Genomic DNA, 14,105 nt, shown 5'->3' with positions numbered 1-14,105 from the left:
GTTCCGGACCTGTGTTAGAACAGATAAAACCGAAGAGATTAATCTGCCAGACGTTGGACGGTGGTGTAATGGCGCGTCGAGTGACTGCGACGCTGGTTTTCGTATCTCCCGTAGTAGGGGCGTCTCTGCCCCGCTAAACCACATCCCTCGGCGCTCGTACAGTCCGCAAACACCGGCGTTCCGTTCACAGAGACGACTACAGTTACAGCCACACATGAGCGAGACAGACCAACGATCGAGCGAGGAATCGGCCACGAACAACGAGCGAGACGGCCTGAGCGGCGAGTACGACCCAGAATCGGTCGAGCCGGTCTGGCAACAGCGGTGGGTCGAGAACGAGACCTACGCATACCAGGGAGACCTGGACACCCAGTACGCCATCGACACTCCACCGCCGACGGTCTCTGGTGACCTGCATATGGGTCATCTCTACGGTCTCACCCTAATGGATTTCGTCGCCCGATTCAAGCGGATGTACGGCGATGACGTGTACTTCCCCTTTGGCTACGACGACAACGGCATCGCCTCGGAGCGACTCACCGAGCGCGAACTCGGCATCAACCACGGCGATTTCACACGGCGTGAGTTCCAGGACAAATGCCGCGATGTCTGTAAGGACTACGAGGCGGAGTTCACCGACGACGTGCAGTCACTCGCCATCTCCATCGACTGGGACAACACCTACAAGACAATCTCCCCGCAGGTCCAGCGCACCTCTCAGCTGTCTTTTCTGGACCTCTATGACAAGGGCCGGGAGTACCAACAGCGAGCCCCGACCATCTGGTGTCCCGACTGCGAGACCGCCATCTCACAGGTCGAACAGGAAGACCTCGACAAACAGACCAAATTCAACGACATCGCCTTCGAACTGGTCGAGGCAGGCGACGGCGAGACCGACCAGGAGACGTTCACTATCTCGACGACGCGACCCGAACTGTTGCCCGCGTGTGTCTCGGTGTTCGTCCATCCCGACGACGAGGCAAACCAGCATCTCGTCGGCGGCACCGCTCGGGTGCCGCTGTTCGGCCAGGAAGTGCCGATTCTCGAAGACGACCGGGTCGACCTCGAGACCGGCAGCGGTCTGGTGATGTGTTGTACCTTCGGCGACCAGACCGACATCGAGTGGTACCAGGCCCACGACCTCGATTTGCGCATTGCCATCGACGAGTCGGGGACGATGACCGACCTCGCAGACGACTACGAGGGGATGACCACCGTCGACGCTCGCGAGGCTATCATCGAGGACCTCGACGAAACCGGCTACCTGCTCGAATCGCGCGACCACGAACACACAGTCCAGGTCCACGAGCGCTGTGACGAGGAAGTCGAGTACCTCGTCACCGAACAGTGGTACGTCGAGATACTCGACAAGAAAGAGGAGTATCTCGAAGCCGGCCGGCAGATAGACTGGCACCCCGAGAAGATGTTTACCCGGTACAAACACTGGATCGAGGGGCTCGAATGGGACTGGTGTATCTCCCGTCAACGGGACTCCGGCATTCCGTTCCCGGTCTGGTACTGTGAGGAGTGTGACGAGACAGTTACGGCCGACCGCGATGCGCTTCCAGTCGACCCAATCGAGGACGAGCCGCCGGTCGATGCCTGTCCGGCGTGTGGTCACGACGAGTTCGCCGCCGAGACGGATGTCTTCGACACGTGGGCAACCTCGTCGCTGACGCCACTGGTCAACACCGGCTGGGACTGGGACACGGAGACAGAGAAGCTGACGATGGACAAGCCGGAGCTGTACCCGATGAACCTCCGGCCACAGGGCCACGATATCATCTCATTCTGGCTGTTCCACACTATCGTTAAATGCTACGAACACACCGGCGAAGCCCCCTTCCAGGATGTCATCATCCACGGAATGGTGCTCGACGAGAACCGCGAGGCGATGTCGAAATCAAAAGGTAACGTCATTCCACCGCGTGAAGTCATCCAGAAGTACCCCATCGACGCGACCCGCTACTGGACCGCGAGCGCCTCTATCGGTGACGACTTCCCGTACCGCGAGAACGCACTGGAGGCCGGCGAGCGTCTCCTCCAGAAGCTCTGGAACGCCTCCCGGCTGGTCGACCAGCTGACCGAAGACGTGGACCGCTCGATACTGGCAGAACAGAAGCCCGAGTCCGAGCTGGCCGACATCGACCGGTGGTTCCTCGCGAAGCTCGACGAGACCGTCGACGCACTGACAGAGCGGTTCAACAACTACGAGTTCGCCAAGGCACGCGACGAGCTTCGCACCTTCTTCTGGTCAACGTTCTGTGACGACTACCTCGAAATCGCCAAACAGCGCCTCGCTGGTGACGGCGACGACTCGACGGAGTACGCGCTGCTTCGCGCACACAACACGTTCCTGAAGCTGTGGGCCCCGCTGTTGCCCCACGTCACGGAGGAGCTCTACCAGCACCTCTACGACGGTGAGGAGTCGCTGCACCGCCAGGACTGGCCCGAGCCGGCCGGCTACGATGCTGACCTCGCAGCCGGTGAGACAGCAATGGAGGTCATCGGAGCACTGCGTCGCTACAAAACCGAGAACGGACTCCCCCTGAACGAGCCCCTGGCCGCGGTCGATATCTACGGTCACGTCGGCGGATTCACCGACGCTATCGCCGACGTGATGCACGTCGAGCAGACAGAGACCTTCGACGAGGAGCCGGCGGTGACGACCGAAATCAGCGATGTCGACCTGGACTACTCGCTGGTCGGACCGGAGTTCGGCTCCGAGGTTGGTGCCATCGACGACGCCATCGAGTCAGGTGCCTTCGAGGTGGACGGCGAGACACTCCGTGTTGCAGACGGTGAGTTCGAACTCGACGACGAAATGTTCGAAATCGAGAAGTCCCGAACCTACTCCGGCGAAGGGCAGATGATAGAGACCGAGCGGGCCGTGGTCATCGTCCGGTAATCTGTCGCAAGTTCTGTCGTCGGGGGCACGCTTTTTATCTGGTGGTCACTAGTCTGAGCCAGCATGGTCACCGTCGAGACGGGCGCACGCCTACACGTCGGCTTTCAAAACCTCTCGCTGGCCCACGACCGACTCTACGGCGGCATCGGACTCGGCCTCGACGAACCACGAATCAACATCGAGGTGACGCAGGCAGAGCGGCTGCGCTGCCAGGGCGACGGGCTCCGGGGGTACGCCGAGCGAGCGCTCGATGTGCTCGATGTTCCGGGCGCTCGTCTCACGGTCGAGGAACGGTTCGACCGACACGTCGGGTTGGGGAGTGGCACACAGCTCGCCCTTTCGTGTCTGGTCGGCATCGCCGAGGCGTACGGAGAGACCGTCGACCCGCGCGATGCCGCCCCTGAACTCGGGCGGGGCGGCCGGAGCGGCGTCGGTGTTGCCACCTTCGAGTCCGGCGGCTTCGCCGTCGATGCAGGCCACCCGACAGAGCGGTTCACCACAGACCCGCCAGAGCCAGGCAACTGGGAGGTGCCGTCACCGATTGTCTCCCGGCCGCTTCCGGCAGACTGGCGGTTCGTCGTCGTGACGCCGGCAGCCGAGCAGGGACGTAGCGGACCCGACGAGGACGCGAGCATGCAGTCGGCAGTCGACACTGCGGATCCGACTGTCGCCGATGATGTCGCGGCTGTCCTCACCCGCCAGCTCCTGCCGGCCATTACCGAGAGAGACATCAGTGCCTTCGGCGACGCAATCAGCCGCATCGGCCGCCTCAACGGGACGTGGTACGCCGACGAGCAGGGCGGTCTCTACCGGCCACCGGCTGGCGAAATCATCGAACAGCTCTCTCGGAACGAGGCCGTTTTCGGAGCCGGCCAGTCCTCCTGGGGGCCGACGGCCTACGGCGTGACCGACGCTGCCAGAGCAACGGAGGCCGAGGAAAGTGCAGTGGCTACCCTCGACAAACTGGGTCTTGATGGGACTGTTAGCGTGGTTGAGCCGAGTGCAGCCGGCCACACTGTCGACGACTAATCAGGGTTCTCGGCCGGTGAGTTCATCGAGTTGCTCGAAGTAGGATGGACGAGGCACCTGATAGAGGTCCCGATACGAAATCTCACCCCGGGAGAACTCACTCGCCAGCGCCATCGCGCCAGTCGTTGCGGCCTCCGCTGAGTCGAACTCCCGTTCGTCGAGGTCGATCTCGGGCTCCAGATAGAGTGTCACGTACCACGAGTCGGCTGGGTCGGGGACGTCACGCCCTGGACGACGGCCGCGTCTCCCTTTTGTCACGTAGATTGTCGGGAGACACTCGGCGGGAAACTCCTGGCTGTCGAAGATATCGGGCCGATAGGCGAGCACGGCCTTGGTCGACTCCAGACTCCAGACCTGCCAGGCCTCGTCGAGCCCCTCGAATTCCATATCGGCAGTTGTCTGGCCAGCGGTATAAACAGCAGTGTTCGACTCTCCTGGGAGGGTTTCGAGTTCTCATATATAAATAGGGGGCCTTCGTGTTAGATATTTTAACACTTCACGCGGCAACGTCACCCAAGTTCGACGCTCTGTGCGGCGATATATCGAATAGGGTAACCCAATTACAGTGACACTTATATGTGAGTAGAAGTACTATACTAAAAGGATGCGGAACAGATCGACAACCGATGGTCCCCGTGCCCTGACGGAGCCAGTTCAGAAACAGAGGCAGGTCGCCGCTGAAAGACGGCCAGATCGGGTCGCCCCCGGCCCCGGAGACAGCAACCAGACTCACGGAGTACACAAATGAGTGAACACGAACGCACCCTGGAATCGCTGAGCGAGGAGTACAGAAACACAATACCGAGTGACCTTCGCAAGCCGCGGTCGTTCGACTGGTACCTCGCCGAACTCTACGACGCGCCGCGTATCGCCCGCGGGGCACACCAGCGCGTCGCCGACATGTTCGACCACTACGGGACGACCTACGACGAGGACGAGGGCGTCGTCGAGTACCAGCTCGCTTCGGAGGACCCGCTGAACGACGGCGAAGACACCTTCTACGGCCGAATCATCCACGAGGCAATCCACGGGTTCGTCAACAAGGTCAAATCCGGGGCACGCGGACTCGGCCCCGACCGACGTATCCTCCTGTTGCTCGGCCCGGTCGGCTCCGGGAAATCGGCTTTTGACTCGCAGGTCCGGGAGTACTTCGAAGACTACACGACGCGCGACGAGGGGCGGATGTACACGTTCCGATGGACGGACCTCTGTAGCGTCATTCCCGACCAGGACCCAGCCGACGACGTGGTCCGCTCGCCGATGAACCAGGACCCGATTGTCCTGTTGCCGAGAAAACAGCGCCAGCAGGTCATCGACGACATCAACGAGCGACTCGATGCCCCATACACGATTCGAAACGAGCAGTCACTGGACCCGGCGAGCGAGTTCTACATGGACCGCCTGCTCGCCCACTACGACGACGACCTCGAAGCGGTGCTCGACAACCACGTCGAGGTCGTCCGGCTGCTCGCCGACGAGAACAAGCGACAGGCAATCGAGACCTTCGAGCCAAAAGACAAGAAAAACCAGGACGAGACCGAGCTCACCGGCGACGTCAACTACTCGAAAATCGCCGTCTACGGCGAATCAGACCCCCGCGCCTTCGACTACTCCGGAGCCTTCTGTAACTCCAACCGGGGCATCTTCTCGGGCGAAGAGCTGTTGAAGCTCCAGCGGGAGTTCCTCTATGACTTCCTGCACGCGACCCAGGAGAAGACGATAAAGCCAAAGAACAACCCCAGAATCGACATCGACCAGGTCATCGTCGGCCGAACGAACATGCCCGAGTACCGGGAGAAAAAAGGCGACGAGAAGATGGAGGCGTTCAACGACCGGACCAAACGCATCGACTTCCCCTACGTCCTCTCCTACGAGGACGAGGCCCAGATTTACCGGAAGATGCTCCAGAACGCGGATCTGCCGGACATCGGCGTCGAGCCGCATACCCTGGAGATGGCCGGCCTGTTCGGCGTGCTTACCCGCATCGAAGACCCCGACGCGGGCGGGATCGACCTGCTCCAGAAGGCGAAAGCCTACAACGGAGAGATTGACGAGACCGAGGATGTCGACGTGAAGAAGCTCCGTGAGGAGGCCGCCGAGAAGGTCGAAATCGGCGAGGGGATGGACGGCGTCTCGCCGCGGTTCATCGGTGACGAGATTGCCGAGGCAATCATGGACTCGATGCATCGCTCGCGGTCGTTCCTCTCGCCGCTGACGACGTTCAACCACCTCGAAGGCAACCTCGAAAACCACGGCTCAATCTCCTCGGACATGTTCGAGACCTACTACCGCTATCTCGAACTCGTCCGCGAGGAGTACAAAGAGCGCGCAATCGAGGATGTGCGCCACGCACTGGCCTACGATGTCGACGAGATCCAGCGCCAGGGCGAGAAGTACATGGACCACGTCATGGCCTACATCGACGACGACACCGTCGAGGACGATATCACGGGCCGCGAACAGGAGCCAGACGAACAGTTCCTCCGGAGCGTCGAAGAGAAACTCGACCTGCCCGAGGACCGCAAGGATGACTTCCGCCAGGAGGTCGCAAACTGGGTCTCCCGGCGTGCCCGCGAGGGAGTGTCTTTCGAGCCACAGGACAACGACAGGCTTCGCAGAGCGCTCGAACGCAAGCTCTGGGAGGACAAGAAACACAACATCAACTTCTCGGCGCTGGTCACCAGCGGCGATATGGACGACGACGAGCGCAACGAGTGGATAGACGCGCTCATCGAGCAGGGATACTCCGAAGAGGGGGCCAAAGAGGTCCTCGAATTCGCCGGCGCAGAGGTGGCAAAAAGCGAGATGGAGGAGTGACCAATGCACACCGACGGAAGCGGTAACGACTACATCGAGGCTGCGGACAGAACGCTCGATGCCACCTACGAGGAGCCGATGAGCCTCGGCGACTACGTCGAGACGCTCCTGTCGGCACCCCACCGCGGCGCTCACGCCCCGAAGTACCTGCTTGCGGCAATCGAATCCGCCGGCACACGAACGGTCATCGAGGAAGGCGACGAGAAAGAGCGGTATCGGTTCTTCGACGACCCCTGGAACGACGGCGAACACGCCATTCTGGGCAACACGGAGGTGCTCAACCGCTTCGTCGACGACCTCCGTTCGATTGCAGCAGGTCGTGGCAAAGACGAGAAAATCCTCTGGCTCGAGGGGCCAACGGCGACAGGCAAATCCGAGCTGAAGCGGTGTCTCGTCAACGGACTCCGGGAGTTCTCGAAGACCGACGAAGGGCGGCGCTACACCATGGAGTGGAACGTCGCCGGCCTCGACAGTTCCCCGGGATTGACCTACAGCGACGAGGGGACGATGGGAGACGAGGACGACTGGTACGAGAGTCCGGTCCAGTCTCATCCGCTGACGGTGTTTCCGGAGACGGTCAGAGACGACCTCGTCGCGGAACTGAACGAGCGCATCGACGACCACATCCCACTTCGCGTCGACGGTGAACTCGACCCCTTCTGTCGAGAGGCCTACGAGTACCTCGAAGAACAGTACCGCCGCGACGGCGTCGAGGACCTGTTCTCTGCGGCGACAGACCGCCAACACCTGCGGATAAAGAACTTCGTCGTCGACATCGGCAGGGGAATCGGCATCCTCCACTCCGAGGACGAGGGAACGCCAAAAGAGCGGCTGGTCGGCTCCTGGATGCACGGCATGTTGCGCGAACTCGACTCCCGAGGTCGCAAGAACCCACAGGCCTTTTCCTACGACGGCGTCCTCTCGCAGGGAAACGGGCTGCTCACAATCGTCGAGGACGCTTCCCAACACTCCGACCTACTCCAGAAACTGTTGAACGTTCCCGACGAGGGACGAGTCAAACTCGACAAGGGAATCGGGATGGACATCGACACCCAGCTGGTCATCATCTCGAACCCCGACCTCGAAGGCCAGCTGAACCAACACGTCGAACGGGAGGGACAGGACCCGCTCAAGGCGCTGAAGCGACGGCTCGACCGCCATCGGTTCACCTACCTGACGAACCTCTCGCTGGAGGCCGAACTGTTGCGCCGCGAGCTGACTGACGAGACCAGTGTCTGGGACGCAAGCACCTGGGACCAGCTCGAAGAGTGGATTCGCGCACCACTTTCGGTTCAGGTCCGCCGTGCCGACAACACTGTCCGGGAGCGCGAACTCGCGCCTCACACCCTCGAAGCGGCCGCGATGTACGCCGTCGTCTCCAGACTCGATACCACAGACCTGCCCGAGGACATTTCAATCGTCGACAAGGCGTTGCTGTTCGACCGGGGCTACCTGCAGGACGGTGACGAGCGAATCGACATCGAGGACGTGGAGTTCGACGGGTCGGGCAGGAACGGCGAACACGGCATCCCGGTCACCTACACGCGGGACATCATCGCGGATCTGCTCCACGAGGAGTCGGACCGATTCCACCAGGAGTTCGATGTCGAGTCGGTCATGATGCCCAGAGACGTGCTCGATGCGATGGCTGAACGGCTGGCTGATGCGCCTGTGTTCTCGACGACAGAAGCCGCAGAGTTCGAGGAACGAATCGCCCCTGTCAAGGAGTACACCTTCTCCCAGCAGGAGGAGGACGTGCTGAACGCGATGATGCGAGACAAGCGTGTCGACGAGGCGACGGTCGAAGAGTACGTCGAACACGTCTACGCCTGGGCACAGGGCGAGACACTCGAAAACGACCGCGGCGAGCGGGTCGACCCGGACCCGCTGAAGATGAAGGTGTTCGAAATCGAGCACCTCGGCCGGTTCACCGAGGACGATTACACCGGCAATCAGCCCGACGACGCCGTCGCGGAGTTCCGGACCGAGCAGATTATTACCGCGCTCAACCGCCACGCGTGGCGCAACCGCGACGAGGAGTTCCGTGTCTCGGCGGTCAATCCGAAGGAGATTCCGGTCATCAAAGCAGTGCTTGGGAATTACGACTGGGAGGATATCAAACGGACCTACGAGGACTTCGACCCACACCAGTGGGACAACCCACCGACCGGAACGCAGACGGAGCGACTCAAACAGGAGACGATACAGAACATGCAAGAGCTGTACGATTACAGCGAGGCGACGGCAGAACTGACGAGCCGTCACGTCATGAATCAGGTGAGCTACAAATGGAGCTAGTGGGACGATGGGACTGAGAGACGACCTCGACAGATACAGAGAGGTCGGCGAACAGCGCCGCCAGGACCTCGAAGAGTTCATCCAGTACGGCGACCTCGGCGAGAGCCGTCGCGACGAAGTTCGCATCCCGATCAAGATTATCGACCTCCCGGAGTTCGCTTACGACCAGCGTGAGATGGGCGGCGTCGGCCAGGGCCAGGACGGCACACCTGAGCCCGGCGACCCCGTCGGCGAGCCGGAACCCGGCGACGGCGATGAGGAGGGCGACCCCGGCGAGGAGGGTGGTGACCACGAGTACTACGAGATGGATCCCGAGGAGTTCGCCGAGGAGTTGGACGAACAACTCGGCCTGGACCTCGATCCAAAAGGGAAGAAGGTAATCGAGGAAGTCGAGGGTGATTTCACCGATATTACCCGGACCGGACCGACCGGAACACTCGATTTCGAGCGGCTGTTCAAGAAAGGCCTCAAGCGCAAACTGGCGATGGATTTCGACGAGGACTACGTGCGGGCGGCACTGAAAGTCGACGGATGGGGGCCGGCTCGTGTCTTCGAGTGGGCCCGAAGCGACGAGAACCTGCCCGTCTCGCGGATCTGGATAGAGAACGCCTACGACGAGATGCCGGCCGACGAACGGACGACTTACGAGAGTCTCGACGAGATGAACGCGGATGTCGAGCGGACTGACACCGCACAGCGGATACGCCGGGACGGTGTCGACCAGGTTCCGTTCCGGCGGGAGGATGAGCGGTACCGCTACCCCGAGATTGTCGAGGAGCGCGAGCGCAACGTGGTCGTCGTCAACATCCGCGATGTCTCCGGGAGTATGCGCCAGAAAAAGCGAGAACTCGTCGAGCGGACGTTCACGCCACTGGACTGGTATCTCCAGGGGAAGTACGACAACGCCGAGTTCGTCTACATCGCTCACGACGCAGACGCCTGGGAGGTCGACCGCGAGGAGTTCTTCGGCATCCGGTCGGGCGGCGGGACCCGCATATCGAGTGCGTACGAACTGGCACTGGAGCGACTGGACGAGGAGTACCCGTGGACAGACTGGAACCGGTATGTCTTCGCAGCGGGCGACTCGGAGAACTCCTCGAACGACACCGACAAGAACGTCATCCCGCTGATGGAGCGAATCGACGCCAACCTCCACGCCTACGTGGAGACACAGCCGTCGGGCAACGCGATCAACGCGACCCACGCCGAAGAGGTCGAGAACCACTTTGGCGACAGCAACGACGTGGCGGTGGCCTACGTCACCCGTCCAGCAGACGTGACCGACGCCATCTACGAGATACTAAGCACGGAGGAGACAGATGAGTAACAACCGGAGGAAACGCCAATGAAATCACCCGACGAAATCCGAATGCAACAGGAAGCCGAGTCGCTTCAGGAGCCGGTCGAGGCCGCGAACGACCTCGCAGAGCGACTCGGGCTGGAACCGTACAACGTGAACTACTGGGTCGTCGACTACGACGACATGAACGAACTCATCGCCTACGGCGGCTTCCAGAGCCGGTACCCGCACTGGCGGTGGGGGATGAGCTACGACCGCCAGCAGAAACAGAGTCAGTTCCTCGGGGGCAAAGCCTTCGAAATCGTCAACAACGACAACCCGGCACACGCCTTCCTGCAGACCTCGAACTCCATGGCTGACCAGAAGGCGGTCATCACCCACGTCGAGGCCCACTCTGATTTCTTCGCCAACAACGAGTGGTTCGGCATGTTTAGCCGTGACCCCGACGCCGCGGCGATGCTCTCGCGTCACGCCGAGTCAATCGAGGAGTTCATGAGCGATACCGATATCGAGCGCGCCGAGGTGGAGCGCTTTATCGACCACATCCTCTGTCTCGAGGACAACATCGACCAGTACCAGCCCTACGAGCCGATTGGCGACGCGGCCGCGGCGGAGCCGGATATCGAGTACGGCGACGTGAGCGACGAACTGGGAGATCTCGACCTCTCCGAGGAGGTCCAACGGCAGGTCTTCGACGACGAGTGGCTCGAAGCACGCCGCGAAGACGACGATGCGGCGCGGTTCCCCCCAGAGCCAGAGAAGGACATCCTCGCCTTCCTCCGCAATCACGGCAAACAGTACGACGCAGACGCCGAGAAAGCTGTCGAGATGGACGACTGGCAAGAGGAGGTCCTCGAAATCCTGCGGACAGAAGCCTACTACTTCGCACCGCAGAAAATGACAAAAATAATGAATGAAGGGTGGGCTTGTGTGGCTCCAGAAACTCAAATTTTCACCTCACGAGGTGTCGTACCGATGCGTGAGGTGGTCGATGACCACATACCGGTTTCCGACGGGGAGCAGCCCCAGGGCGTCTACAACTCTCACGTAATCGAAGATCACGATACAGTAACAATTGAGACCCGCCGCGGATTCGAGTTGACAGGCTCGAACAACCACCGGATTCGCTTACCGGACGGATCGTGGAAGCGGTTAGATAACTTCGAGCTTGGCGATGAGATAGAGATATCCGGTGGTAACGAGGTCTGGAGCACAGACCTAGTTCCGATAGAGTGGACGAATCCCGAATCAGTGACGCTCGATGACGTAGCGGAGGAGGCCGGGGTCTCTGTCTGGACAGTGATGCGCTACCGGAAAACGGGCCGAGCAGAGAAAGCTGAGGAGATCGAGTCGGCCCTAGAGAGGTACGACGGTGAATCACACGTCGAGAACCGCACGCTGATTCGAGTTCCCGACGACGTAACCGAAGAGGTAGGTCGGTTCTTGGGTCTGCTCACCGGCGACGGCCACGTGTCTTCTGCGGCGAGACAGGTAGGACTTACCGCAGGTCAGAAGAAACACGCCGAAGAGTTCGCCGGTCTCGCAGAGGAACTGTTCGGAGTCGATGCCACCGTCGAACAGGCAGATGACCGCTGGCGGGCCTACATTTACTCAGCCAATCTGGTTGAGTTGTTGATCGATGAGTTCGGGTGTCCGGATGGGAAAGCGGCCGAAATAAAGGCCGTTCCGGACGCGATTTGCCGTTCTCCTCGGCGTGTGGTCGCCGAGTTCGTCCGTGGTCTGATGGATGCTGACGGATACGCCGGCGAACAGGGCGTAATACTGAGCACAAAGAGTGAATCGTTAAGCAGCACTGCCCAGTTACTCCTGTTGAATTTCGGTGTACTCAGCCGGAGGCGCGAGCAGTCAGACGGCTGCTATCACGTCCACCTGACCGGCTCGTCTGCTGAGCGCTACCACGAAGAAATCGGGTTCGGGTACACGGAGAAAGAGGCGGCGTTGCAGACGTATCTCGACGAACTCTCGTGGCTCGAAGCTGAGGACTGGAGCGACGAAATAGTCGCAATCGAAGAGGGGACTGGAACTGTCTACGACATTTCTGTCGAAAACACACACCGGTACGCGGGCGCAGGGCTTGTCAACCACAACTCGAAATGGGAGTCGCTGATGATGGCCGACGAGAACTTCGCTGGCGCAGATGAGTTCATCACCTACGCCGACCACATGTCGAAAGTCCTCGGCTCGGGCGGATTGAACCCCTACAGCCTGGGGCTGCAGCTGTGGGAGTACATCGAGAACACCGAGAACAGACGCCACGTCATCGAGGCGCTGCTCTGTACGGAGGGCATCACCTGGCGGAACTTCCACGATACGGTGGACTTCGAGCAGGTGCTCAACCTCCTCGAACCAGACCCGGTCGTGGCGTCGGTCGACCCAGACAATCTCGAGGGGATACCGACAGACGACCCCCGAATCGACGCGGAGTCACTCAAAGCCGCCCGCGATGGCGACGTCGATGTCGCGAAATACCCCTGGAAGCTGTTCACCTACGAGGGGCTTGCAGAGCGTCATTACTCGCTGGTGAAGCCGGCAAATCGAGGCTATCTCGCGCGTATCTCGATGGAAGAACTGGAGCGAATCTCGCGGTACATGTTCGACACTGGGCGGTACGACAGCGTCGAGACGGCCCTCGCGGACGTGGATTACGCCGTCGGCTGGGACCGGATGCGCGAGATTCGGGAGAGCCACAACGACGTCACCTTCGTTGATGAGTTCCTCACCCAGGAGTTCGTGGACGAACACAACTACTTCACCTACGAGTACATGCAGTCCTCGGGGGATTACCGCGCCACCTCGACCGACTACACGGACGTGAAAAAGAAGCTGATGCTCCAGCTGACCAACTTCGGCAAGCCGACCGTCATGGTGGCCGACGGCAACTACCGAAACCGCAACGAGCTGTTGCTCGAACACCAGTACAACGGTGTTGCACTCAATATGGAGGAGGCAAAGGACACGCTCGAACGTGTCTTCCAGCTTTGGGGCCGGCCGGTCGCGCTCCGGACAATCGAGACCGTCTACGACGACCACGACATCGAGGTCGCGCGCCGTCGCGACCGCGAGCCCGAGCCCGAAGAAGTCGGACGTGAGATTCGATACGACGGGTCGGAGTTCGAGGAGATCGAACTCGACAGGTCAGAGGTCGAACACTTGACCGCAACAGATGTCGATTACGACACCAAGCCCGAAGAGTGGCTGGCCTGATAGTGATTGTTGCGAGTCTTTACCGCCGTTGGGAAACGAGACGTGGGTCTCACGCGGTGAAACACCGAGATTCGTGACGTGGTCACGAAAATAACCGCAACAATCACTATGAAAGCTCATAACAGCACCGACCGAACGCTCGGTATGGACCAGTTCGAGATTCAGACGACCGACCATCTCGATGTCGTGGACGTAACAGACCGAGTAAGTGCTGCGATTCCGTCCTCGGCATCGGGCACCGTAACAGTATTTGTCCAGCACACGACCGCCGGCGTGACGGTCAATGAGGCGGAGTCACGCCTGCTCGACGATATCGAAGATGCGCTCTCGGAGCTGATAACCGACAGCGGATGGGAACACGACCGACTCGACGGCAACGCACCCGCACACCTCCGGTCGCTGCTGGTCGGTCCAGACGTAACTATCCCGGTCGAGGACGGAACGCTCAGGCTCGGCACCTGGCAGTCCGTCCTGTTACTCGAATGCGACGGGCCACGAACGCGGACCCTGACGGTGGCCGTCGAGTAG

Annotated in this window: 8 protein-coding genes; 7 read left to right on the top strand and 1 reads right to left on the bottom strand. The window is 60.8% G+C overall.

Annotation, left to right across the window (positions count from 1 at the left end; translation table 11 throughout):
* Positions 1 to 214 precede the first annotated feature (214 nt).
* Positions 215 to 2,908, top strand: coding sequence for a valine--tRNA ligase (locus OSC37_RS01060; protein WP_267162753.1), 2,694 nt, complete (start codon positions 215 to 217; stop codon positions 2,906 to 2,908).
* A 63-nt stretch (positions 2,909 to 2,971) separates the two neighbouring features.
* Positions 2,972 to 3,937 (top strand): beta-ribofuranosylaminobenzene 5'-phosphate synthase family protein, encoded by a 966-nt coding sequence (locus OSC37_RS01055; RefSeq protein WP_267162752.1) that lies wholly within the window; start codon positions 2,972 to 2,974, stop codon positions 3,935 to 3,937.
* Here OSC37_RS01055 and OSC37_RS01050 read toward each other — a convergent pair whose 3' ends face one another.
* Positions 3,938 to 4,324 carry a DUF5820 family protein gene (locus tag OSC37_RS01050; RefSeq protein ID WP_267162751.1) on the bottom strand — a complete coding sequence of 129 codons (387 nt, stop codon included), beginning with the start codon at positions 4,322 to 4,324 and terminating at the stop codon, positions 3,938 to 3,940.
* A gap of 357 nt (positions 4,325 to 4,681) precedes the next feature.
* On the opposite strand from OSC37_RS01050, the gene OSC37_RS01045 reads away from it, so the two are divergent.
* The 5 genes from OSC37_RS01045 (at position 4,682) to OSC37_RS01025 (ending at position 14,105) form a co-directional block, all read left to right on the top strand.
* On the top strand, positions 4,682 to 6,754 hold the full coding sequence (locus tag OSC37_RS01045; RefSeq protein WP_267162750.1) for a PrkA family serine protein kinase: 2,073 nt from the start codon (positions 4,682 to 4,684) through the stop codon (positions 6,752 to 6,754).
* Positions 6,755 to 6,757: 3 nt separating this feature from the next.
* Positions 6,758 to 9,052 (top strand): PrkA family serine protein kinase, encoded by a 2,295-nt coding sequence (locus OSC37_RS01040; RefSeq protein WP_267162749.1) that lies wholly within the window; start codon positions 6,758 to 6,760, stop codon positions 9,050 to 9,052.
* Between the two features lie 7 nt (positions 9,053 to 9,059).
* The gene (locus tag OSC37_RS01035) at positions 9,060 to 10,379 is read left to right on the top strand and encodes a YeaH/YhbH family protein (protein ID WP_267162748.1); all 1,320 of its coding nucleotides are present in this window, start codon (positions 9,060 to 9,062) and stop codon (positions 10,377 to 10,379) included.
* 18 nt (positions 10,380 to 10,397) lie between these two features.
* Positions 10,398 to 13,577 (top strand): SpoVR family protein, encoded by a 3,180-nt coding sequence (locus OSC37_RS01030; protein WP_267162747.1) that lies wholly within the window; start codon positions 10,398 to 10,400, stop codon positions 13,575 to 13,577.
* Between the two features lie 144 nt (positions 13,578 to 13,721).
* Positions 13,722 to 14,105: a secondary thiamine-phosphate synthase enzyme YjbQ gene (locus OSC37_RS01025; RefSeq protein ID WP_267162746.1), complete on the top strand. Its 384-nt coding sequence runs from the start codon at positions 13,722 to 13,724 to the stop codon at positions 14,103 to 14,105.

This window comes from Halovenus salina (assembly GCF_026410925.1).
Lineage (GTDB): Archaea > Halobacteriota > Halobacteria > Halobacteriales > Haloarculaceae > Halovenus > Halovenus salina.
Note: the sequence above shows the minus strand (reverse complement) of the source record. Positions and strands in the feature narration are given on the sequence as shown.